At 67.2% G+C, this 22,707-nt stretch carries 20 protein-coding genes; 8 read left to right on the forward strand and 12 right to left on the reverse strand.

Translation table 11 applies throughout. The annotated features are described in order from the left end of the window. Positions 1–2 precede the first annotated feature (2 nt). Complete coding sequence (locus QN239_RS22720; protein ID WP_499013804.1) at positions 3–1,256, reverse strand: glycosyltransferase; 1,254 nt, start codon at positions 1,254–1,256, stop codon at positions 3–5. A 100-nt stretch (positions 1,257–1,356) separates the two neighbouring features. Next, positions 1,357–1,896 (reverse strand): NADPH-dependent FMN reductase, encoded by a 540-nt coding sequence (locus QN239_RS22725; RefSeq protein WP_499013808.1) that lies wholly within the window; start codon positions 1,894–1,896, stop codon positions 1,357–1,359. Positions 1,897–1,987: 91 nt separating this feature from the next. Between QN239_RS22725 and QN239_RS22730 the strand changes: the two genes are divergently transcribed. The 3 genes from QN239_RS22730 to QN239_RS22740 are packed head-to-tail and all read left to right on the forward strand — an operon-like array spanning position 1,988 to position 4,772. Further along, positions 1,988–2,596, forward strand: a complete 609-nt coding sequence (locus QN239_RS22730) for a TetR/AcrR family transcriptional regulator (RefSeq protein ID WP_499013810.1) — start codon at positions 1,988–1,990, stop codon at positions 2,594–2,596. Further along, positions 2,593–3,624, forward strand: coding sequence for a DNA polymerase IV (locus tag QN239_RS22735; RefSeq protein WP_499013813.1), 1,032 nt, complete (start codon positions 2,593–2,595; stop codon positions 3,622–3,624). Before QN239_RS22730 ends, QN239_RS22735 begins: the two co-directional genes overlap by 4 nt. Continuing rightward, complete coding sequence (locus QN239_RS22740) at positions 3,618–4,772, forward strand: AAA family ATPase (RefSeq protein ID WP_499013816.1); 1,155 nt, start codon at positions 3,618–3,620, stop codon at positions 4,770–4,772. Before QN239_RS22735 ends, QN239_RS22740 begins: the two co-directional genes overlap by 7 nt. Before the next feature lie 36 nt (positions 4,773–4,808). On the opposite strand, the gene QN239_RS22745 is transcribed toward QN239_RS22740, so the two are convergent. Next, complete coding sequence (locus tag QN239_RS22745) at positions 4,809–5,672, reverse strand: SDR family oxidoreductase (RefSeq protein WP_499013819.1); 864 nt, start codon at positions 5,670–5,672, stop codon at positions 4,809–4,811. 26 nt (positions 5,673–5,698) lie between these two features. Next, positions 5,699–6,343: a TetR/AcrR family transcriptional regulator gene (locus tag QN239_RS22750; protein ID WP_499013821.1), complete on the reverse strand. Its 645-nt coding sequence runs from the start codon at positions 6,341–6,343 to the stop codon at positions 5,699–5,701. Between the two features lie 197 nt (positions 6,344–6,540). Between QN239_RS22750 and QN239_RS22755 the strand changes: the two genes are divergently transcribed. Continuing rightward, the gene (locus QN239_RS22755; RefSeq protein ID WP_499016933.1) at positions 6,541–7,971 is read left to right on the forward strand and encodes a cytochrome P450; all 1,431 of its coding nucleotides are present in this window, start codon (positions 6,541–6,543) and stop codon (positions 7,969–7,971) included. Positions 7,972–8,038: 67 nt separating this feature from the next. On the opposite strand, the gene QN239_RS22760 is transcribed toward QN239_RS22755, so the two are convergent. The 3 genes from QN239_RS22760 to QN239_RS22770 all read right to left on the reverse strand — a co-directional run bounded on the left by QN239_RS22760 (position 8,039) and on the right by QN239_RS22770 (position 10,470). After that, on the reverse strand, positions 8,039–8,425 hold the full coding sequence (locus QN239_RS22760; protein WP_499013823.1) for a homocitrate synthase: 387 nt from the start codon (positions 8,423–8,425) through the stop codon (positions 8,039–8,041). 159 nt (positions 8,426–8,584) lie between these two features. Beyond that, positions 8,585–9,355 carry a Fic family protein gene (locus QN239_RS22765; RefSeq protein WP_499013825.1) on the reverse strand — a complete coding sequence of 257 codons (771 nt, stop codon included), beginning with the start codon at positions 9,353–9,355 and terminating at the stop codon, positions 8,585–8,587. Between the two features lie 14 nt (positions 9,356–9,369). Continuing rightward, on the reverse strand, positions 9,370–10,470 hold the full coding sequence (locus tag QN239_RS22770; protein ID WP_499013828.1) for a putative nucleotidyltransferase substrate binding domain-containing protein: 1,101 nt from the start codon (positions 10,468–10,470) through the stop codon (positions 9,370–9,372). 127 nt (positions 10,471–10,597) lie between these two features. On the opposite strand from QN239_RS22770, the gene QN239_RS22775 reads away from it, so the two are divergent. Both QN239_RS22775 and QN239_RS22780 read left to right on the forward strand, forming a co-directional pair. Continuing rightward, a complete protein-coding gene (locus QN239_RS22775) occupies positions 10,598–12,133 on the forward strand; it encodes an amino acid permease (RefSeq protein ID WP_499013830.1) in 1,536 nt (511 codons plus the stop codon). 96 nt (positions 12,134–12,229) lie between these two features. Beyond that, positions 12,230–12,964, forward strand: coding sequence for a sulfite exporter TauE/SafE family protein (locus QN239_RS22780; protein ID WP_499016934.1), 735 nt, complete (start codon positions 12,230–12,232; stop codon positions 12,962–12,964). Positions 12,965–12,986: 22 nt separating this feature from the next. Here the strand turns inward: QN239_RS22780 and QN239_RS22785 are convergent, their stop codons facing one another. Continuing rightward, positions 12,987–14,339: a neutral zinc metallopeptidase gene (locus QN239_RS22785; RefSeq protein WP_499013832.1), complete on the reverse strand. Its 1,353-nt coding sequence runs from the start codon at positions 14,337–14,339 to the stop codon at positions 12,987–12,989. A 129-nt stretch (positions 14,340–14,468) separates the two neighbouring features. Further along, positions 14,469–15,248, reverse strand: coding sequence for an SDR family NAD(P)-dependent oxidoreductase (locus QN239_RS22790; protein WP_499013834.1), 780 nt, complete (start codon positions 15,246–15,248; stop codon positions 14,469–14,471). 139 nt (positions 15,249–15,387) lie between these two features. Here QN239_RS22790 and QN239_RS22795 point away from each other — a divergent pair, with 139 nt between their 5' ends. Next, positions 15,388–16,905, forward strand: coding sequence for a molybdopterin-dependent oxidoreductase (locus tag QN239_RS22795; RefSeq protein ID WP_499016935.1), 1,518 nt, complete (start codon positions 15,388–15,390; stop codon positions 16,903–16,905). On the opposite strand, the gene QN239_RS22800 is transcribed toward QN239_RS22795, so the two are convergent. The 3 genes from QN239_RS22800 to QN239_RS22810 form a co-directional block, all read right to left on the reverse strand. Further along, positions 16,902–18,359 (reverse strand): purine-cytosine permease family protein, encoded by a 1,458-nt coding sequence (locus QN239_RS22800; RefSeq protein ID WP_499013836.1) that lies wholly within the window; start codon positions 18,357–18,359, stop codon positions 16,902–16,904. The two genes, QN239_RS22795 and QN239_RS22800, sit on opposite strands and share 4 nt — an antisense overlap. A gap of 123 nt (positions 18,360–18,482) precedes the next feature. Continuing rightward, positions 18,483–20,267 (reverse strand): nitrilase-related carbon-nitrogen hydrolase, encoded by a 1,785-nt coding sequence (locus tag QN239_RS22805; RefSeq protein WP_499013838.1) that lies wholly within the window; start codon positions 20,265–20,267, stop codon positions 18,483–18,485. Positions 20,268–20,445: 178 nt separating this feature from the next. After that, positions 20,446–21,369, reverse strand: a complete 924-nt coding sequence (locus tag QN239_RS22810) for a LysR family transcriptional regulator (protein ID WP_499013841.1) — start codon at positions 21,367–21,369, stop codon at positions 20,446–20,448. Between the two features lie 162 nt (positions 21,370–21,531). On the opposite strand from QN239_RS22810, the gene QN239_RS22815 reads away from it, so the two are divergent. Beyond that, positions 21,532–22,695, forward strand: coding sequence for an iron-containing alcohol dehydrogenase (locus tag QN239_RS22815; protein ID WP_499013844.1), 1,164 nt, complete (start codon positions 21,532–21,534; stop codon positions 22,693–22,695). Positions 22,696–22,707 lie beyond the last annotated feature (12 nt).

Genomic DNA, 22,707 nt, shown 5'->3' on the forward strand with positions numbered 1-22,707 from the left:
CCTCATCCCTCCGCCGCGGTGACGTCGAGTAGCCGCCGCTCCACGAGGTCCGCTCCACGCCTGACGCCACCGGCCGCGGCGAACCCGGCGGCCACCCGCTCGGCGCCCGCGCGCATCGCCATCGCCTCCGCGACGGCCGCTCGCAATCGGGACGGGTTGAGCCGGTGGGCCGACAGCCGGCTGCCGCACCCGGCCACCTGGACCCGGCGCGCCACCTCGAACTGGTCGCGGCCGTAGGGCACCACACACACCGGAACCCCGCGGGCGAGGGCCTTCTGGGTGACGCCCATACCGCCGTGGGTGATGGCACACACCGCGTGGTCGAGCACGGCCCCGTGGTCGACGAAACGGCGGACGGTGGCGTTGGCAGGAACGTCGACACCGGCGGGCACTCCGCAGGGAAAGGTCGCCACGACGCGTACCGGTTCGTCGGCCAACGCCGCGAGGGCCGTGACCGGCAAGGCGTCGTCACCCTGGCGTTCCGAGGATGTGGTCACCAAGACTGTCGGTCCGGGAAAGACCTCGGTGGGTGGGCCGGCGGATCGATGCTCGCACGGACCGATCAGGACGACGCGCTCGTCCCAGTCGGGATGCGGGTACTCGAACGGCTCTGCGGTGCCCACCAGCACCAGCGGCGCACGCAGCACGAAGTCGTCGCCGGAGGTGAGCGGTGTGGTGCCGAGCAACCGGTGCAGTCGATTCACCGGCTCCAGCATCTCGCGCTCAAGCAGCCGGCGGGTCATCGCGCCCACCGCGGCGTCACGCCAGCGGCCCAGCACTCCCGATCTCGGCGCCAGCCCGGGCCCGAAGGGCGGACTGGTCCGCGACGACAGATAGGGCGGGTAGGGCCAGAACGTCGCCCAGGGCAGCGCCGCGGCTTCGGTGGCCACCGGGGCACCCCAACAATTCGTGTCGAGGATGACGGCATCCGGCGACACGGCCTCGATGGCCCGGCGCACATCCTCCACCTCGAGCGCCGCGCGTTCGGCGAAGACCTCGAATCCGCGCCGAAGAGCTCCCAGCCCGGTGCGCGCCGTCCAGTCGGTCATCGCGACCGCTTCGATTCCGGGATCGACGGCCGCGGTGTCCAAACCCGCGGCTGTGCCGATCGGCACGCCGGCGGTCAGGGTGCGGAGCACGATCCGGTGGCCGCGCCGGCGCAGCTCCGTCAGCAGCGCGACAATCGGGTACAGATTGCCCAGCGCCGGAGAGGTGTACGCCAGGATTGTGGTCGGCCGGTCCTGTGAATGTCGCACGTCAACATCCCACGCTTGGGAGCCGAGCCGAATGCGACGGCCCCTCGAGACGGCAGTCTATTGCCTCGACGAGGGGCCGGTGGCGGGATGGCGAACTGGGTCAGCCGACCTCAGCGGCCAGCTTGCCCACCACATCGCGCACATTGGCCACCACGTCGGCGTTCTCGCGGGGGTGCTTACCGTCGAACACCTTCGCCGGGATCGACAGTTTCTCCTCGATCACCCGCGGGCCCGCGATCCCGAACGATTTACGGGTCTCGTCGTGCGCCCACACGCCGCCGTACTGCCCAAATGCGGTGCCGATCACGGCCAGCGGCTTGTCCTTGAGCGCGCCACTGCCGAACGGGCGGGACAGCCAGTCGATGGCGTTCTTGAGTACGCCCGGGATGCTGCCGTTGTACTCGGGCGTGACCACCAGGGCGGCATCGACACCGGCCGCAGCCTCACGCAGCGCCACCACCGAAGCCGGCGCATCCTCGTTGTCGATGTCCTCGTTGTAGTGCGGCAGCTCCCCGAGCCCCTCGTAAAGGCGCACGTCCACCCCGTCCGGCGCGGACTCCACGGCCAGCTCGGCGAGTTGGCGGTTCACCGACGCGGCACGCAGGCTGCCCAGCAGAACCAGAACCTTGGTATCCGACATTTTCACTCCCCAGTCTGTACGGTCGTTCGTATCGTCACATACCTTAACCGGACTGTGGTCCGAATAATTCCGGCTGAGTTAAAGTGCAGGTATGGGCGCCCCTGACCCTCTCATCGCGTTGCCGTTGACCGGCGCCGCCCCGCAAGAACGGGGTGATGCCGCGCGCAATCGCGCCCTCCTACTGGACGCGGCACGGCGGCTCATCGCAGAACGCGGTGCCGACGGGATGTCGATGGACGATGTCGCCGCCGCGGCCGGGGTCGGCAAGGGCACCCTGTTCCGGCGCTTCGGCAGTCGGGCCGGCCTGATGATCGTCCTGCTCGACGAGGACGAGAAAGCCGAACAACAATCCTTCATGTTCGGCCCACCCCCGCTGGGCCCCGGGGCCCCACCATTGACACGCCTGCTCGCCTACGGCCGGGAACGGCTGCGGTTCGTGCGCACGCACCACGCGCTGCTCTCGGATGCCAACCGCGACCCGCAGATGCGCTTCAACTCCCCCGCCACGCTGCACCATACGCACGTTCGCATGCTGCTCGAATCCGCGGGAACCACAGGCGATCTCGATGCCCAAGCGGATGCGCTCCTGGCGCTGCTGGACGCCGACTACGTCGAACACCAGATCCATGACCGTGGCCAGGACCTGGACCGCCTCGGCGATGCGTGGGAGTGCGTGGCCCGCAAACTCTGTGGCACGTGAAACCCTGGATTCTGCACGTCGACCTGGACCAGTTCCTGGCCTCGGTCGAATTGCGACGCCACCCCGAACTCGCCGGCCTGCCGGTGATCGTCGGCGGCTCGGGCGATCCGACCGAACCCCGCAAAGTGGTCACCTGCGCCTCATATGAGGCCCGCGAGGTCGGCGTGCACGCCGGCATGCCCCTGCGCACCGCGGCCCGGAAATGCCCCGACGCCACCTTCCTGCCGTCGGATCCGGCCGCCTATGACGAGGCCTCCGAACAGGTGATGGGCCTGCTGCGCGATCTCGGCCATCCCCTCGAGGTGTGGGGCTGGGACGAGGCGTACCTCGCAGCCGCCGTGGACGATCCGTTCGACCTGGCCGAGCGGATCCGTACGGTGATCGCCGCCGAGACCGGCCTGTCCTGTTCGGTCGGCATCAGCGACAACAAGCAACGTGCCAAGGTGGCCACCGGTTTCGGCAAGCCGGCCGGCGTGTACCAGCTCACCGACGCCAACTGGATGACCGTGATGGGCGACCGCCCGGTCGACGCCCTCTGGGGTGTCGGGCCCAAGACGTCGAAAAAGCTTGCCACCCTGGGTATCACCACCGTCGCCGACCTGGCGTCCACGGACGCGACCACCCTCGTCGCCGCCTTCGGGCCCAGCACCGGACTCTGGATCCTGCTGCTGGCCAAAGGTGGTGGCGACGACACCGTCAGCACCCAACCGTGGGTGCCCCGCTCACGCAGTCATGTGGTGACCTTCCCGCACGATCTCGTCGACCGCGCCGAGATGGACACCGCCGTCACCGAACTGGCGCAGCGCACCCTCACCGAAGTCGTCGAGGCCGGACGCACCGTCACCCGGGTCGCGGTCACGGTGCGAACCAACACCTTCTTCACCCGCACCAAGATTCGCAAGCTGGCCGTCGCCGGCACCGACCCCGGCCCCATCGCCGCGACGGCGCTGGAACTGCTCGGCGAGTTCGACCTGGACCGCCCCATCCGCCTGCTCGGGGTACGGCTGGAATTGGAGATGCCGTGCTGAGCACCATCGCGGTCCGCGGCTACCGGTCGCTGCGCGATATCGCGCTGCCCCTGGGTCAGTTGACGGTCATCACCGGCGCCAACGGCACCGGAAAATCCTCGGTGTACCGGGCGCTGCGCCTGCTGGCCGACTGCGGCCGCGGCGCGGTGATCGGTTCACTGGCCCGCGAGGGCGGACTGGAGTCGGTGCTCTGGGCCGGACCCGAACAGACCTCGGGCGCCCGTCGCACCGGCGAGAGCACCGGCACCACCCGTACCCGCCCGGTAGCACTGGAACTCGGGTTCGCTTCGGATGATTTCGGCTATCTGATCGACCTCGGCCTGCCGCAGTACGCCGGGCCGAGCTCCGCCTTCGCCCGCGATCCGGAGATCAAACGCGAGGCGGTGTTCGCCGGGCCCGTCGCCCGGCGCAGTGCCGTCCTGATCCGGCGTGCCGGTGAGTACGCCGAAGTGAGCGCGGAGTCCGGCCGCGGCTTCGACCCGTTGACCCGCGGACTACCCGGCTACCACAGCGTGTTGTCCGAATTCGCGCATCCGGGAACACATCCCGAGCTGGCGGCCGTCCGAGAAAGGCTGCGCAGCTGGCGCTTCTACGACGGCTTCCGGGTGGACGCCGCCGCGCCTGCGCGACGGCCCCAGATCGGGACCCGCACCCCGGTACTCTCCGACGACGGCACCGATCTGGCCGCCGCCGTGCAGACCATCCTGGAGGTCGGCCAGGACGATCTGGCCCGGGCGGTGGCCGACGCCTTCGACGGGGCCACCATCTCCGTCGCCGTCCACGACGGACTGTTCGAGCTTCACCTGCACCAGCAAGGCATGTTGCGCCCGCTGCGGGCGGCCGAATTATCCGACGGCACACTGCGATTCCTGCTCTGGGGTGCGGCGTTGACATCGCCACGGCCGCCTTCGCTGATGGTGCTCAACGAGCCCGAGACCTCCCTGCATCCTGATCTCGTCGCACCGCTGGCGGAGATGATCCGCTCCGCCGCCACCCGCACGCAGGTCGTCGTCATCACCCATGCCGCCGCATTGGTGCAGCGGCTGACCGCGGATTCGGAAGTGGCGCTGTACAAGGAGTGGGGCGAGACCCGGGTCCAAGGCCAGACCCTGCTCACCGCGCCGGCCTGGGACTGGGGTAAACGCTGACCCATCTGTTCGTCATCACGGCCCACGCCCCGGGCATCAGTCGTGGTCGGTTAACCGGCCCGGCCGCAGGGCCCGCGTGAACAACAGGTTCGCCCGTCTCATGGCCACGCTGTAGGGCCACCACGCGAGCCGCTTGAACAAGTACAGCGCCCGGATATCGGTCGAGGTGTAGATCAGGAACCGGTTGCGCGCCACCCCCTGCAGGATCTTGGCGGCGGCGTGCTCCGGGGACACCGCATGCCCGGAGAAGCGGTCCACCCATTTCGCCACCCGAGGATGGTCACGGTCCACCCCGGCGATCTGAACCGTCTGCACCAGAGGAGTTTTCACCGCACCCGGCACCACCACCGACACCCCGATGCGGTGCCGGGCCAGGTCGAAGCGCAATACCTCGCTCAGCCCCCGCAACCCGTACTTGCTGGCGCTGTAGGCGGCGTGCCACGGCAGCGCGACGATGCCGGCCGCCGAGGACACGTTGACCAGATGCCCGCCACGGCGCGCGGCCACCATCGGCGGCAGGAATGTCTCGATGACGTGGATCGGCCCCATCAGGTTGACGTCGATCATCGACTTCCAGTGCTGATGGGTCAGTGTGGACACGGTGCCCCACGCGGAGATGCCCGCGATATTGCACACCAGGTCCATCGAGCCGTACGCGGCGTGGATATCGGCGGCGAAGGCGCTGACCGCGTCGAAGTCGGAGATGTCCAACACCCGGTGCAGCAGCACCTTGCCGCCCAGCGCCTCGGCGTCGGCGGCGGTGACCGCCAGCCCGTCGGCATCCCGGTCGGTGAGGAACAATTCGGCGCCGTCGGCGGCCAGCCGGAGCGCGGTGGCGCGACCGATACCGCTCGCCGCCCCTGTCAGGAGGCAGCGTTTGCCCGCGAACGTATCCGGCATGGTCCAGATGCTACCGGCGGTACCGGTCAGACGGTGTTACCGCCCCACAGGGCATGCAGCCACAACTTCTCCAGCACGCTGACGATGCGGTCCCGGTCATTGCCGGGCCCCAGGGACGGCAGGTCACCCGAGAACGCCATCACCGTCGTGGCGCCGAGGGTCCGGATCAGCGTCGGGATGTCCTCGGAGATCGGATGCGCGTTACCGGCGGCGATCTCGCCCTCGACCACCGCGATGATCTGTTCGATCACCGTCAGCATCTGCTCGTCCTGGATGCGGCGGATCTCGGCGTCGGTGGCACGGGCGGCGTAGCAGGCCGACATCACCGGATCGTTGTGCGCGAATGTCAGCGCGGCGCTGCCGACCATCCGCTTGGCGAAGGCCGCCGGGGTCTCCTCGGGTCCGCGGGGCGCGAAATGCTGGGTGAGCTCCTCGAGTTCGCGCGTCGCCTCGTCCAGGATCTGGGCCAATACCGCATATTTGGTGTCGAAGTAGAAGTAGAAACCCGACCGGGCGACGCCGGCGCGCTCGCTGATCATGCTCACCGACAGATCGGCGAAGGGCTTCTCCTCAAGCAGTTCGCGAACGGCGGCGACGATGGCATCGCGTTGCCGGTCCCCCCGGCTGCGACGGACCGGCGGATCCGGCACCGATTCCGGCTGTGCAGTCATGAATTAGACCTTTGCATCGCGGCGCGCCATTGCAAAACTTGACATGCGTCAAGTCTGGCATACAGGATGACTTCCACGAGTGACATCGACCACACGTCTGTTAGCCCGACGATCTTCTCAGGAGCTCCGCAGTGTCGACCAACACCAAACCCGCCATCAGCACTCCGGCCTATCTTCTCGATCAGGCCAGGCGCCGCATGACCCCGACCCCGGTGACCATCCCCGGGATGGGCACCATCGAGAAGCGGTTGCTGGCGCACGAGTGGGATGAGTTCCCGCTGGCTCCCGCGCCGCCGGAAAGCGGATTGAAGACGGTCATGGGCGACGCCGGCCTGCCGGTGTTCGGGCACATGATCGAGATGTTCCGCGGCGGTCCGGACTTCCTGCTGCACCTGTACCGCAAATACGGCCCGGTGCACTACATGTTCTCGCCGGTGTTGCCCGCGGTGCTGGCACTGGGGCCGGATGCCACCCAGGCCGTGTTCTCCAACCGCAACAAGGATTTCTCACAGCGCGCCTGGGATCCGGTGATCGGGCCGTTCTTCGAGGGCGGCCTGATGCTGCGCGACTTCGACGACCACATGTTCCACCGCCGGATCATGCAGGAGGCGTTCACCCGCAGCCGGCTCACCGGCTACGTCGAGCACATCGACTCGGTGGCAAGCCACGTGCTGGCCAATGACTGGGTGGCCAACGACAAGCGGTTCCTGTTCTTTCCCGCGGTCAAGGAGTTGACGCTGGACATCGCCTCGGTGGTGTTCATGGGCCACGAACCCGGTGCCGACCGGGAACTGGTCACCACCGTCAACCACGCCTTCACCACCACCACGCGCGCCGGGAACGCGATCGTGCGCAAGCCGGTTCCGCCGTTGAGCTGGTGGCGCGGGATCAAGGCCCGCGAGACGCTGGAGAACTACTTCAACAGCCGCCTCGCCGAGAAGCGCGCGTCGGGCGACACCGACATGTTCAGCGTGCTGTGCCACGCCGAGGACGAGGACGGTCAGCGGTTCACCGACGAGGACATCGTCAGCCACATGATCTTCCTGATGATGGCAGCCCACGACACCTCGACGTCCACACTGACCACGATGGCGTATCACCTGGCCGCCAACCAGGAGTGGCAGGAGCGCTGCCGGGAGGAGTCCGAGCGGATCGGGGACGGCCCGCTGGACATCGAGGCGCTGGAGAAGCTGGAAACCTACGATCTGGTGATCAACGAGGCCCTGCGGATGCAGACCCCGCTGCCGTTCAACTTCCGCCAGACCGTGCGTGACACCGATCTGCTGGGGTACTACCTACCGGCCGGGACCAACGTGATGACCTGGCCGTCGATGAACCACCGGCTCGAAGAGCTGTGGACCAACCCGGAGAAGTTCGATCCCGACCGCTTCACCGAGCCGCGCAATGAGCACAAGGGGCACCGGTACGCGTTCGCGCCGTTCGGCGGGGGTGCGCACAAGTGCATCGGCATGGTCTTCGGCCAGCTGGAGATCAAGACCGTCATGCACCGCCTGCTGCGCCGCTACCGCCTCGAGCTGACCCACCCCGGGTACAAGCCGCACTACGACTATGGCGGCATGCCCGTGCCGATCGACGGTATGCCGATCGTGCTCCGCCCCATTCGCTGAGCGGTCTCGACTGGCCGGTTATGGCACACGTTTCACGAAAATGCGTGCCATAACCGGCCTTTCGGCGTTATGAGAGTCGGTTCGCGCAGGCGACGAACGCGCGCAACGCGGATTCGGTCGGCGACTCCGACCAGCCGATCGCCCATTCGGTGCGGGCGCCGTCGGTGCCACGGATGAAGGTGGCGGTCTGCCCGCCGGCGCGCAGCTGGTGGAAGTTGAGCATCTCGACGGCGCAGCCCTGCTCGTAGAGCCGGGCGGTCAGAGCGGCGAGCGGGGCGGGCGCGGATGCCAGGGCCGCGGCGGTTCGGTCGTCCAGACCCAGCGGTCCGGCACCCGAGAAGGTGGCGGCGACGTCATCCCAGGACATGTCGCCGGCCAGCTCGCGCAGGCCGCGCGGCAGCGGGGTGTCGAAGAAGTCGGCGAAGCGGGGGCCGGTGAGGGTGGTGGTGTGCATGGTCTCGGTCTTTCGGCTCTTCGGGAGCGACCGACGGGTAGTAGCGTGCGACCCACAGCGGGGGGTCGGTCTGGATCAGACCCCGCTGCGGAGAGCTACTACGACAATGCGATGCACGTGGGCGAGGTTAGCCGCAGGTTCGGGGTCCGCGCAACCCTTTTACGGGTCGCCGACCGCGCGCACCAGCAGCGGGATGAACGGCCGGTGGTTGGCTCGCCCGTCCCGGCGGAACGGCATGCTGTCCGCCGATGCGCTGTACCAGTCGGCGCGGGTGATTCCGGAGAGGTCCAGCGGATACCCGCACTGGGCCGCCACGGTGTGCAGCAGCAGGGTCCCGGTGCGGCCGTTGCCCTCGCGGAAGGGGTGCACCTGGTTGTAGTCGGCATAGAGCCGGGACAGCTCATAGGCCAGCGCCGGCGCGTCGGGCGGCCGGTCGGTCACCAACGCGCGCGCGTGCTCGGTGATCTCGTCCATCCGGGCGCCGATATCGGCCTGCCATCCGAAGGCCACGTCACCGCGGCGCAGTTCGGTGATCCGGTACTCCCCTGCCCATGCGTACACGTCACCGAACACCTGCTGGTGGATCACCCGCGCATCGAGATCGCCGGTGCCGACCTGCCCGGCGGCGAGCCGCTGCTGCCACCCGAGGATACGGCCCGCGGTCGCGGTGAATTCCAGCTCGATCAACGCCGACGGCTCGGTGACACCGAAATTGTTGCGCAACAACGTCGTTCCCGGAATCAGGTACGGGATACGACGTCGCAGCACCCAGCGCCGCGGTGCCGGCGCGGGCGGTGGATACCGGGCCCGGTAGCCGGCCAGATACTCCCCGAAACTCAGCTCGGCACGCGCCAGCCGACCCAGGTCGGCCAGCTGCTCATCGGTGGGCCGCCAGCCCTCCAGCCGCTGCGCGGCGACGGTCTGGCGCACCGCGCCGCCTTCCACTACCGGAACGCCGACGTCGACGCCAGGAAGGTGAGCTTGCGGCTGATCCCTGCCACCTCGCGGTGCACGCCCCGCAGAACCGCCCGTTCGTGCGGGGCGATGTCGGCCAGGGTGACCACGTCCGACACCGGCCTGCCCTGCAGCCAGGGACCGGCCCGCAACCGCCAGCGGAACCGGGTCAGCCACAGGAAGCACTCATGCAGGGTCGAAACATCCTCGACATCAAGGATATTGGCCGCACCCGCGGCGTCCAGGCGACCGAGGGTGGACACTGCCACCGATCCCGCAGACAGGCCGGCCCAGCGGGCGATCTTCACCACCGGATCCACCATCGCCGCCTTCATGTCGACGGTGTCGGCGTGCCGGGAGAAGATGCGCAGCCGGGACGGGAAACCGGCGCGCAGGGTGGTGGCGTCGTCGAGCATCGCTTGGCGGGCCGGGTAGTGGCGCCGCGCCGCCTCGACCGCGTGGGCGCGCAGTACATCCTCGGCGATTCCAGGGTGCCGTCCCACCACGGCCGCGTCGGCCAGTCCCACCCCGACCGCGTCGGCCATCAGTCCGGTCATCACCACCCCGCGGTCCTCGCGCGGGTCGGCCGCCCAGCGTTCGATGCCGTCGGTCCAGCTGGCCATCCGGCGGCAGAACCGCGGCCGGCTGGCCAGTACCCCGTTGCCGTCGCCCTGGATGCCGCAGCGTTCCAGCAGCGCGTGCACCTCGGCGGCCCGCGCCATCAGAGCGACCTTGCGCTCGTCGGAGACGGCGTCGGACAGGGCGACCATGGTCTCGACATCGGAACCGGGCGCGGCCTCACCGCGCGCAACGCTGCCGGAGACGAACCAGCTCCAGTCCGGGGCACCGTCGATCGCTGTCAACCGGACCGCTGCCGCGACGCCGCCGCGCAACACCTCCGACCAGCCCGCGGCCAGGGCCGGAGCCGGCGTGTGCGCCGCCAGCTCCGCGGTCACGGCCTGCCGGGCCTGACTGACACCCGCACGCAACGCGGCCTCGTCACCTGCTGCATCGATGACTCCGAGGGCTGCGGCGATACCGTGACCGGCGGGGGTGTCGGGACTTTCTGGAGGCACGGACTCGATTGTCACTCGCTTGCTCCCCCGGTGCAGGTCACACAGATGTGACAGCTTCGAAATGCGCGGATCAAAAACACAAGCTAATTTCTATCGCACGATAGTTATTCCATCCAGCTTTCCCTCACCCCAGGAGCACCGTATGTCCGCCACCTTCGATCCGGCGATCTCCTCACAGGAGGACGCCGCCACCCTGGAGGAGCTCGGCTATACGCAGGAGTTGCACCGCGGCATCGGCGGTTACGCCGCTTTCGCCTCGGGCTTCTCCTTCGTGTCGATCCTCACCACCGTGTTCGCGTTCTTCCCGCTCGGTTTCGCACTCGGCGGGCCGGCGTTCTTCTTCACCTGGCCCATCGTGTTCATCTGTCAGTTCTGCGTGTGCCTCGTCTTCGCCGAACTGTCCGGCAAGTTCCCGGTTGCCGGCGCCATCTACCAGTGGTCGCGGCGGCTCGCCGGTAACGCCGTGGGCTGGTTCGCAGGCTGGTTCATGCTGATCGGCTACATCGTGTCGATCGCCGCGCTGGCCATCGCCATGCAGACGGTGCTCCCGCCGATCTGGAGCGGATTCCAGATCGTCGGCACCGATATGGATCCCCTGTCGGTGGACGGGGCCACCAACGGCATCATCCTGGGCGCGGTCACGATCGTGCTGTGCACCATCATCAGCGCGGCCGGGGTGCGGTTCATGGCGCGCATCACCGTCACCGGCGTCACCCTGGAGATCATCGGCGTCATCCTGATCATCGGCGCCATGTTCTTCACCGCCGAGCGCAGTCCCGTCCAGGCCGTCGCCGACACCGGCGGCCACGGCTCCGGTATCGGTTACCTGCCGGCCTTTCTGGCCTCGATGTTGATGGCCGCCTACGTGATGTACGGATTCGACAGCGCCGCAGAGCTTTCCGAGGAGACCAAGGACCCGCGACGCACCGCCCCGAAAGCGATCGTGAACGCCCTGCTGGTGTCGTTCGTCGGCGGTGGGCTGATGATCGTCGCGGCCCTCATGTCGGCTCCCGCACTCGGTGACGACCTCGCCACCGGCGGTATGGCCTGGGTCATCGAGAGCCAGCTCGACACCTGGCTGGGCAAGACCCTGCTGGGACTGGTCGCCGTCGCCATGTTCTCCGCCACGCTGGCCATCCAGGCCTCCGCCTCCCGGGTGATGTTCTCCATGGCCCGCGACAACCGGCTGCCGTTCGGCGCGTTCCTGGCCAAGGTGAACAAGCGCACCGGCACCCCCGTGATCACCGGGGTGGCGGTCAGCCTGCTGGCCATCGGCGTTCTGCTGGTCAACCTGGGGCAGGCGAGTGTGTTCGCGGCCATCGCGTCGGTCTCGGTGGTGATCGTCTATCTGGCCTACCTGATGGTGACCGTGCCGGCGTTGATCCACCGGCTGCGGGGCACCAGCCTGTCCCATGGCAAACCGGTGATGGATCTGGGCCGCTGGGGCATCCCGGTGAACCTGGTCGCGGTGGTGATGGGCGGGCTGCTGGTGGTCAACATCGGCTGGCCCCGTCAGGAGGTCTACAACCCGGCCGGCGACTCGTGGTTCCTGCAGTACTTCGCGGTGATCTTCGTCGCACTGACCTTGAGTGTCGGGTACATCGCCTACCGGGTGGTGCGTGATCGTGAAGGCGCTCCCGACCCAGCTGACGCACTGGTTTCGCCCAAGAAGAAGTAGCAAGACCGCACCGGAATCCCGCCCCCGTATCGGCGGGGGCGGGATTCCGCCGGCACGGGAGTGCTGGGCCAGGATGGGCCGGTGACGTGGTCGGAGATGCTGCTGTTGTTCGCCGCCGGAATCGGCGGCGGACTGACCGGCAGCATCGCCGGACTGGCGTCGGTGTCCACCTATCCAGCGCTGCTGCTCGTCGGGCTGCCGCCGGTGACCGCCAATGTCACCAACACCGTGGCACTGGTGTTCAACGGCATCGGTTCGGTGTGGGGTTCGCTGCCCGAGCTGCGCGGCCAGGGCGCCAAGTTGCGCAGGATGGTCCCGACGGCGGTGCTCGGCGGAGCGGCCGGCGCGGCATTGCTGCTGTCCATCCCCGCCGAGGGGTTCGAGAAGGTGGTGCCGGTGCTGCTGGCGGCGTCATCGGTGGTCATCGCGCTACCCGTGCGCAACAACGCCGACCGGCCCCGCCACACCGGACACCTGGTGCTGCAGGCCCTCCTGGTGTTGGCGATCTGCGTCTACGGCGGGTTCTTCGGAGCCGCCGCAGGAGTGCTGCTGCTGGCGCTGTTCCTGCGCACCGGCAGCGCCACCCTGGCCGACGCCAACGCCACCAAGAACGTGGTGCTCGGCGTCGCCAACGCCGTGGCCGCGTTGGGCTTCATCGTGTTCGCCCCGGTGAGCTGGGCCGCCGTGGTGCCGCTGGGACTGGGTTGCCTGATCGGCTCACGACTGGGGCCCGTCGTGGTACGCCACGCCCCGGCCACTCCGCTGCGCCTGCTCATCGCCCTCGCCGGGCTGGGCCTGGCCGTCAAACTCGGCTACGACACCTACCGCTGAAGCCACCTATTGCTGGGTGTCGTCAGTGCTGGTAATCCAGGCACGCCTCGGCACCGTTGATGACGCCCTCACGGAAGGCACGCACCCGGTCGAATCCCGCGCCCTGGCGGTCGGCGTCGTCGGCACCGCGGAACACCAGCAGCGCCTTGATCCCCTCATCGAGATCACCCGGCGAGATCGACCACGAGTTGGTCTCCGCCCGGTTGTGCAGGATGACGCTGGCGGTATAGGCCCCGGCGAAGCAGTCACCCCGCGCGGTCGAGGTCTTCTCGTCGGACTCGTCGCCCAGGCGCGTCAACGCGGCCAGCCCGTACTGCGTCGCCAGCAGTGTGGCCACCGCATAGTCGCCGCCCTGCTTGTACACCCGCGGCATCGTCTGCGCGTTGTCCCAACCGATGTAATCGTCGGGCACGCAGTAGAACAGTGAGAACCCCTCGGCGGACTGGTCACCGCAGTTGGGTGGACTCGAAGGGTCGAACGGTTCCAGTCCGTGCACCGGTGGCCACGCCTTTCCGCGGGCGATCTCGGGATACACGTGGGTCCAGTAGTCCTCCAGGTCGTACGGCACGCCGTTGACGATCGAGTCGTACGGGGCGTCACCGCCGTTGGCCGCATCTTCGGGATCGTTGAACGGCAACGCGAGCACCATGGGATCGTCGTCGCGGTAGTCCTTGCACTTCGTGACGCCGTTGTCGAAACCGTCCTGGAACGCGCCGACGCGGTCGAAGCCACTGCCGTGCGCCGACGGATCCAGCTTGTCGGTGCCCACCGGGTCGCGCAGATCCAGGATGCCCGCCAGTGCGGTGTCCAGTTCGCCGCTGGTCACCTCGAACACCTTGTCGTCCTTGGCATGTCGAGCCCAGGCCCCCGCGAAACAGTCGGCCTGCAATTCCCGGGTGACGGTGCGGGCGGTGAAATTGGACCGCTCCTGGATGGCATGTCCCCACTCGTGCGCCATCACGATCGGGATGACGAAATCGCCGTACTTGGCTTGCAGATCGGGGAACAGGCCGCTGGAATCCCAGGCGACGACGTCCTTGGAGCCGCAGTAGAAGGCGTTGCCCGCGACATCGTCGGGACTCGCGGCGCACGGCGGGGTTTCACCGGTTGACGGGTCCACCGCGAAGAAACCACCGGCCACCGGCTCGTACTCCTTGCCGTAGAGGTCGGGGAACTGCTTGCCCCAGAACTCCTGCAGGTCGGCGATGGCCTCGATCGCCAGCTGGTTCAGCGGGCCCGATGCCTCACCCTGCAGCTTGATGCCGCTGGTGTCCGGTTTGGCCAGGGCCGAGGATTTGGGGATCTCGACCTTGGGGCTACCGCACGCGGCCACCATCACGACGGCGGCGCACGCCGCGGTGATTCGCTTGAGCATGGGCAAACAGTAGTGCGCCGGCTTGGAATTGGCTTGGAAAAGGCTCCGCAACTGGTGGGCGGGTTTTATCAGCGATTTCGGTGTGGTCGGCTGCGCTTACCGCAACCGATCACACCGATATCCTCGGGTCTACTTCGGCGCGAACCGCTGGCCGGCATCCAGCCGTAGGCACTGGCCGTTGAGCATCGGGTTTTCGACGATCGCCACCGCGAGCTTGGCGTACTCCTCGGGCTTGCCCAGGCGCTTCGGGAAGGCGGCATCCTTGGTCAGCACGGTGGCGAACTCGTCCGGTATGCCCTCAGTCAGGCCGGTCGCGAACAGGCTGGGCGCGATGGCCAGCGCGCGAATGCCGAGGCTGCCGAGGTCGCGTGCCATGGTCAGCGAGATTCCGGCGATCGCTGCCTTGGCCGCCGTGTAGGCGACCTGGCCGATCTGGCCTTCGAACGCCGCGATGGACGCCGTGTTGATGATGACGCCGCGCTCCTCGGCCTCTCCGCCGTCTTCCGAGTCGACAAGCTCGTTCTTACTCATGTGCCATGCCGACAGTCGGCTGATGTTGAACGTGCCGATGAGGTTGAGGTCGATGGTTTTGCGGAACGACTCCAGGCTGTGCGGCCCGTCCTTCTTGACGGTGCGCTCCCCGATACCGCCGCCTGCGGTGGTGACCGCGATGTGCAGGCCGCCGAGGGCCTCGACCGCAGCTTCCAACACCGTCTCGGTGCCGTCGAAGTCGGTGACGTCCACCTCGTGGAAGGCGCCGCCGATCTGCTGCGCCACTTCCTTGCCCTTCGATTGCGGCCGGTCCAGGATGGCGACGGCGGCCCCCCGCTTGGCCAAGGCCTCCGCGGTGGCGCGACCGAAACCGGAGGCCCCACCGACGACGATGGCCTTCTTACCCGAGATCTCCATCTAGCTCCCTTTCGCGGTCATGTTTCCAAAATATGGTCAAACTGTAACGCCGACCTTCCGGCGACACTTTACGGTAAGCCTTTCGGGGACCTCGCTGGGCTAGCGTGGTTCTGTGACAGCCATCGCCCCCGGTACCCGAATGCTCTGCGGAATCTCCGCCGCGGCGATCACCCTCGGTGTCAGTGCGCTGGCGGCGATCCCGCTGGGCGCGTCCGCCGACGCCCGCACCGCCGTCGGATCGACCGTCATCGACCGCACTCCGGGCCCGGTGAAGGAATGGGCGATCCAGACCTTCGCCACCTTCGACAAGCCGTTCCTCATGTCAGCGGTGCTCGTCGTCATCGCGATACTGGCCGCGCTGGCCGGGCTGCTGGAGCGCCGCCGGGTGCCCATCGGCAGCGTGATGTTCGCCGCCGCGGGCGTAGCCGGCTGCGCGGCAGTGCTGACCCGCACCGGCGCCGGCCCGCTGGACCTCCTCCCCACCATTCTCGGCGCGGTGGCCGGAATCGCGGCCCTGCGGTTCCTCATCTCGGGACGGCTGCTCGACGGGGCCGCCAGCGCCGCGGCGAGCACCACCGATACCGATCCGGGCCGCCGGTTATCCCTGGCCGCACTGGGATTGCTCGGTCTGGGGACCCTGGCCACCGCACTCGGGTCCGTGTACGGCGGACGGCTGAATTCGGTGGCGGGCGACCGGAAATCCTTCACCCCGCCGCCGCTGGCCAAACCCGCACCACCGGTCCCACCGGGTGTGCAGCCACCCGGTGTGGACCTACCCAGCTTCGTGACGGATAACGCCGCCTTCTACCGGATCGACACCGCACTGTCGGTCCCGCAGCTGGCCAGAGGCGACTGGCAGTTGCGCATCCACGGCATGGTCGATCACGAAAAGACCTACCGCTTCGATGATCTGGCGTCCTTCGAGCTCATCGAGAAGATGGTCACGCTGACCTGTGTGTCCAACCCGGTGGGTGGCGACCTGATCGGCAACGCCGTGTGGACCGGCTACCGGGTGCGCGATCTGCTGGCCGCCGCCGGTATCCATCCCGACGCCGATATGGTGCTGTCCACCTCCAGCGACGGCTTCACCGCGGGCACCCCGGTGCAGGCCCTCACCGACGACCGCGACGCACTGCTGGCGATCACCATGAACGGCCAGCCCCTGCCCGTCGAACACGGCTACCCGGTACGCCTGGTGGTGCCAGGACTGTACGGGTACGTCTCCGCCACCAAGTGGGTGGTCGACCTCGAACTCACCAGATATGACCGCGCACAGGCCTATTGGACCAAGCTGGGCTGGTCTCCCAAAGGCCCGATCAAGACTGAGTCCCGCATCGACGTGCCCCGCAGCGGAGCCGACGTACCGAGGGGACCCACCCGGTTCGGCGGGGTGGCCTGGGCACAGAATCGCGGGGTGCGGGCCGTCGAGGTACGCATCGATGAGGGGCCTTGGCAGCCGGCCGCCCTGGGGGCCGCGTACTCGAACGACACCTGGCGGCTGTGGAGTTTCGACTGGCAGGCCGAGCAACCCGGCCTACACACCATCACGGTGCGCGCCACCGACAACACCGGTGCGGTGCAGACCGCCGACCTCGCCGACGTGGTGCCAGACGGGGCGACCGGCTGGCACAGCGTCGACTTCGCGGTGAAAGGCTAGACGCCGTCGACGACTCGCGCGTCCGTGTCCTGGCGCACCTCGCCGGACTGCTCGAGCCGTACCCCGTACTGGCGACCCCGGGTAGCGATCGTCAGCGGAATGTAGATCACCGGACCGAGCAGCATGGCGGCAAACGATGCCAGGTACATCGGGTACAACCCCGCCACACCGAGCGCTCCGACCAGCAGGCTGGATCCGAGTGCCACCATGCCGCAGACGTTCCAGTCCTTGACCGATCCGTCCCGATATTCGATGTCCTGGGCGGGAGCCAACTTGAGCAGCTTGCGGCACACGTAGTAGTCACTGAGCAGGATGAAGATCCAGGTGTTGGTCATGATCCCGGTGACCGCAAGGAACTCCCCGGTGTACTGCAGGATGTTCACCGGGTAGCAGGCGATGCCGGCGACGCACAACGCCACCATCCACCATTGCCGACCAACCCGCTTGGACGCCAGCGCATCCCATGCGTTGGACAGCGCCAGTGAGCCGGAGTAGAGGTTCATGACATTGATGCGTACCTGGGTGATGACGGCGAAGACAACTCCCAAGACTCCCATCACGACCGCGAAGATCAGGCCGGGATCGGTTGCCGAGAGCTGACGCTGCGTATCCGTACCGTCGAAGTGCCCGAGCATGGTGAAGCCGAGCAGCACACCGAACAACATGACGACCACGATCATGGCCAGCTCGACGAACATGAGGCCCGCAGTGCCGGCATAGCCGACCGAACGCTTGACGAACCGGCCATAGTCGGTCGCGATCAACGCCTGGAAAACCACCTGGCCATTGGCCAGGCTCATCGCCTGCCACATCGACGTCGCGGTCAGCCCGCCCTGCGCCGCCCACTCCCCCGGGCCCACCAGCACGTAGCCATTCGCCAGCATCACCATGCCGATCACGAACAGGATGACGAAGATCGGCAGCCCGAAGCGTTGCAGCAGGTTCATGGAGTGCATTCCGCGCCAGGAGAAATACAGTGCCGCGGCGGCGATCACGGCGAAGACCACCGTCGCCTGTCCCGAGTCGATCGGGATACCCAGCAGGTGACTCAGGCCGTGCGAGACGATGCTGCCCTCGAAGACGAAGTAGAAGACATAGTTGACGGCGTACACGATGGAGGCGATCGCCGAACCCTTGGCGCCGAAGCCGAGGCCCCGCGACAACAAGGTGAGCGACAGGCCCTCCTGGCTGGCGATGCGCATCACCAGCGCGCCGATGATCGTCGCGCCGATCACCATGTAGGCCACCGGAATCAGGAACATCGGCCAGCCCACCAGGAAGCCGATCTGGCCGCCCAGGGCGAACCAGAACATCGCCGTGATGTTGCCGCTCAGGACGAGGAGCACGGCGGGGCGTCGCCACCGTTGATCGTCGGGCACGCGGGTGGTCGCATAACTCTCGACCTGCTCGTCGAGACTTGTCGCAGGACCCTGGAAATAGCTTTTGAGGGACAAGGATTCACCTTCTTCGGATGGACACCCCTTTGGGGGGTGTGACGTAGCGACCGTCGGCATGAACTGACACGACGGGACCGTGTGGACGCCGCCGGTGGCGTCCACACCCGTGCGGCATCGGGGTTAGGCGATCGCTGCCGGGCTCGGTTCGTGAACCCGCCAGTCGTCGAGCTCGGCGCCGGCGTCGCGCACCAGCGCGTCAGGGCCCGACAGCGCGCCGTACCAGTGCGGCAAGCGCATGGTGACGAGATCTTTGCGGCGCACCACGTTCGACGGGTAGACCGAGGCCGCGTCGCTCGTGTCGATGCGCACGGCGGCCACGCCCTCCTGACCGGCCAACACCTGTTCGTTACGTGGGAACGCGAAGGTGTCCGGACCGAACACGCCCGAGCACCCACCGCCTCCGTCGGCGCCCACGGTGTTCGCGAAGGCGAGGTAGACGTTGTTCTCACCCGCTCGCACCCGCATGTGGTGCCAGTGCGTCAACGACGGCCCGGTGGGAATCGGATAGCTCTGTGCGACTGTGCTTCCGCTGTGGCCCATCATGATTCGCTCGCGATTGTCGGCACTTCCCGCGATGACATCGCAGGCGTTGAGGGCAAGGATCCGGGCGGATTCCGGTAACAGGAGGTCGTCGCCGTGCAGTAGTCCGACGCGGCCGAGCGGGATGTCTGCATAGGTCCAGGCTGACCCCGCTTCGAACAGCGCACGTTCACCGTCTCGGAGGTGGATCTTGCGGTGCACTGCCTCGATGCCGTCGGGACCGATCAGGACCAGTGAGTTGTACTGCCGCCCCTCGACGGGATCGGACTCTGCGAGACCCACGACCAGCCACGCCGATTCCGCGGCGGCCGCCTGCATGAGTTGTCCGACAGCTCGATCCTGCAGCGTCACCGCCCGGGTGGTCAGCGACAACTCCGGAAAGACGACGAGTTCGGCACCGCGTTCGGTGACAGACGACCTGAACATCCGGCTGATCGTGGCGAGATTGGCGTCAAGATCGGGCGCCGGACGGAATTGTGCCACCGCCACCGTCGCCGATTTGCCCTCCGGCAGTCCGCGGTGGCCGTAGAGACCGAAGAAGTCCTTCGGATTCCACAGGTAACTGTTGATCTGCAACTGACGGTAGAGTTCGGGCCGCCGCGCGCGTAGTGCGGGACGATCCGCCCAATCCTGTTGTGCAGCATCGACGGTGATGGTCGCCGTGGCGAGGCCGTCGCCGGAATCGATCTGGTCGAGAATGGTGGCGTCAGGCGCGATGACGCAGCTCCCACCACTGAACTGCACGCCCCGCTCCAAGCCCCACCGATTGCTTTCTATGACGTAGCAACCATTTTCGTAGGCTCGCGAGATCCAATACGGCGCTGGGGTGCGTTCGGCCAACCAGTTGCTGAGATGACAGATCACCTCGGCTCCGCCCACCGCGGCCAGTCGTGCGGTCTCGACGAAGTGGATGTCCATGCAGATGAGCACGGCGATGCGCCCGATCTCGGTGTCGAATACCTGATGTCCGAGGTTTCCGGGGGCCGCCCACTTCGGTTCCGCGATGTACGCGTGCGTCTTTCGGTGCTTTCCGATGAACCCATCGGGACCGACGAACGCCGCGGTGTTGTAGAGCAAGCCGGTCTCCTCATCACGCTCCGGCATCCCGAACACGATGTAGCAGTGGTGTTCACGGGCGATCTGCGCGAACCGGTCCGTGGTGGGACCGGGCACCGGCTCTGCCATCCGCTCGGCCTCACGCTGGTCGAAGAAGCAGTAACCCGTGGTGCACATCTCGGGAGCGGTGATCAGTTCGGCGCCGCCGGCGGCCGCGCGGGTGACAAGCTCTGCGACGCGGTCGATGTTGCCCGGCTTGTCGAACAATGTCGGCTCGAACTGAACGGCGGCGACCTGAATGTCTTTCACGTGTGAACCTTTCCGGCCGGGAATCTGCGTCCCGGTCCGCTCGTGATCGAAGGCACACGCTAGCCAGTTCACGATCAACACTGAAGACATTTGTGTTACGTGTAGGTAAACTACTCCCTAGTATGTTTCGTCTGTGTTACATCTAATTCGCTGAAGTGCAGTTTTAGTTTTCTAGAAACTATTTTCTTGACGACCCATCGAGGCGTGACCGGCGCCTGGGCGGCCTCAGCTGGGGATGCACCAGGACCAAGTCGTCCAACAGGGCGCGCAACGCACGCACGCGCGCCTGCCGCGATATCTCGCGCGGAACGACCTCCCAGTAGTGCCGGGTGACAGCGAATTCCGTTGGCAGCAAACGGGTCAGCGTGTCGTCGGCGTCACCGATATAGGTGGGCAGCGGCGCGATACCCAAACCGGCGCGCACCGCGTGGTGATGCCCGGTGATGTTGGTGGTCTGCACACGGGCACGGATACCGGGTAGCAGACCACCCAGGAACCGCAGCGGGGCAACGTCGAGCAAGGCCTCGACGTACCAGATGACGACGTGCGAAGCGAGGTCACCGAGACTGCGCACTTCGGCGTGTTCGCCGACGTACGCCGAGGCCGCATACAGGCCCAGCTCGTAGTCGGCGAGCGGACGCACCACTCCCGCGTGGGGCGATGGTTCCTCCAAGGTGATGGCCAGATCGAAATCGCGCATCGTGAGCACACCGTGAGCGGTGGCCGTGACCACGGCGACCTCCAGATCCGGATGTTCGTCGGTCAGGGGTAACAGACCGGGGGTCAGCAGATAAGCCCCGAACCCGTCGGACGCGACAATCCGCAACTGTCCGCGCAGGCCCTGATGCCGATCGGAATCCTGAAAAGCCGACACGACCGCCGCGTCGATCGCCTCCGCATGCGGCAGCATCCGCCGGCCGGCGTCGGTCAACTGCCACGCGCCGCTGGAGCGATCGAACAGCCGTTCTCCAGACGCCCGCTCCAAGCTTGCGATGCGGCGGGTCACGGTCGTGCGGTCGACCCCGAGGCGTCGTGCGGCATCTTGCGGTGAGCCCGAGCGCGTGACCTCGAGCAGATACCGGAGGTTGTCGGCAGATTCCATGCCCCCATCTTGCCGTGCAGATCTGCACGGTCAACGTGCAGATCTGACTGTTGACTGGTGCATTTTCGCCCATGAAGCTGATACCGATTCCCTTGTCGGTCGGCGCGGGCCACGGGCCCGAACTGCTACGAACCGAGTCAGCAATCGAGATCGAGGACACCTATGACACATGCCATTTCCGTGCCGCGAACCATGAGGATCGGCGGCGGGTCCGTCGACGAGACCGGTGCGGTGCTCAGCGACCTCGGCGCCCGGCGTCCCCTGATAGTGACCGACGCGTTCCTGGTCAGCACCGGCCTGGTCGACAGACTCGTCACAGCCTTGGAAGCCGCCGGGGCGAGCGTCGCCGTGTACTCCGACACCGTGCCCGATCCGACCACGGATTCGTTGGCCCCCGCCAAGGCGGCGCTGGCTGCACATCGCGCCGACAGCGTCGTCGGTTTCGGTGGAGGCAGCCCGATGGACACCGCCAAGGCACTGGCCGTGCTGGGCGTCAACGACAAGCCGATGCGAGAGTTCAAGGCGCCCAACGTCTACACCGGTCCCGCGCTACCGATCGTGGCGATCCCGACCACGGCCGGAAGTGGATCGGAGGCCACTCAGTTCACCGTCATCACCGACAGTGCCACCGACGAGAAGATGCTCTGCATCGGGACGTCGTTCCTGCCGGTCGCCGCGATCATCGACTACCGCCTCACCATGTCGATGCCCGCACGACTGACCGCCGACACCGGTATCGACGCACTCACCCACGCCGTCGAGGCATACGTCAGCCGCAAGGCCAACGCGTTCTCCGACGGCTTGTGCCTCCTTGCCATCCGCGCGATCGGCCAGAACATCCGGCGGGTGGTCGCCGACGGGCACGACGAGCAAGCACGTGCGGCCATGATGATCGCGGCCACGCAGGCCGGAATGGCGTTCTCGAACTCCAGCGTCGCCCTGATCCACGGCATGAGCAGGCCGATCGGCGCGCATTTTCATGTGGCACATGGCCTTTCAAATGCCATGCTGTTTCCCGCGGTGACGCGGTACTCGATCGACGGTGCCGCCGATCGGTACGCCGACTGCGCCCGTGCCATGGGTCTGGCCACCGAGCACGATCCGAGCGCGGTCGCCGCCGCGAAGTTCGTCGAGGGAATATCCGAACTGTGCCGCGACCTCACCGTGCCGACGCCCCAGCACTATGGCATCTCTCGCGCCGACTGGGATCGGCTCATCCCGACCATGGCCGAGCAAGCCCTGGCCTCGGGGTCCCCGGCCAACAATCCGCTCGTTCCCGACGCCGATGACATCGCGGCGATCTACGACGAGATCTATGCCTGGTGACCGAGCCCGGCG

Origin of the sequence: Mycolicibacterium sp. Y3 (assembly GCF_051188035.1) — a bacterium.
In the GTDB taxonomy this organism is placed as follows: domain Bacteria; phylum Actinomycetota; class Actinomycetes; order Mycobacteriales; family Mycobacteriaceae; genus Mycobacterium; species Mycobacterium fluoranthenivorans.

Coding starts and splice junctions, on each gene's coding strand:
- QN239_RS22815 (WP_499013844.1), top strand. CDS start 21,532: ATGACACATGCCATTTCCGTGCCGCGAACCATGAGGATCGGCGGCGGG.
- QN239_RS22775 (WP_499013830.1), top strand. CDS start 10,598: ATGTCCGCCACCTTCGATCCGGCGATCTCCTCACAGGAGGACGCCGCC.
- QN239_RS22750 (WP_499013821.1), bottom strand. CDS start 6,343: ATGACTGCACAGCCGGAATCGGTGCCGGATCCGCCGGTCCGTCGCAGC.
- QN239_RS22780 (WP_499016934.1), top strand. CDS start 12,230: ATGCTGCTGTTGTTCGCCGCCGGAATCGGCGGCGGACTGACCGGCAGC.
- QN239_RS22810 (WP_499013841.1), bottom strand. CDS start 21,369: ATGGAATCTGCCGACAACCTCCGGTATCTGCTCGAGGTCACGCGCTCG.
- QN239_RS22730 (WP_499013810.1), top strand. CDS start 1,988: ATGGGCGCCCCTGACCCTCTCATCGCGTTGCCGTTGACCGGCGCCGCC.
- QN239_RS22745 (WP_499013819.1), bottom strand. CDS start 5,672: ATGCCGGATACGTTCGCGGGCAAACGCTGCCTCCTGACAGGGGCGGCG.
- QN239_RS22795 (WP_499016935.1), top strand. CDS start 15,388: ATGCTCTGCGGAATCTCCGCCGCGGCGATCACCCTCGGTGTCAGTGCG.
- QN239_RS22725 (WP_499013808.1), bottom strand. CDS start 1,896: ATGTCGGATACCAAGGTTCTGGTTCTGCTGGGCAGCCTGCGTGCCGCG.
- QN239_RS22760 (WP_499013823.1), bottom strand. CDS start 8,425: ATGCACACCACCACCCTCACCGGCCCCCGCTTCGCCGACTTCTTCGAC.
- QN239_RS22790 (WP_499013834.1), bottom strand. CDS start 15,248: ATGGAGATCTCGGGTAAGAAGGCCATCGTCGTCGGTGGGGCCTCCGGT.
- QN239_RS22755 (WP_499016933.1), top strand. CDS start 6,541: ATGACCCCGACCCCGGTGACCATCCCCGGGATGGGCACCATCGAGAAG.
- QN239_RS22785 (WP_499013832.1), bottom strand. CDS start 14,339: ATGCTCAAGCGAATCACCGCGGCGTGCGCCGCCGTCGTGATGGTGGCC.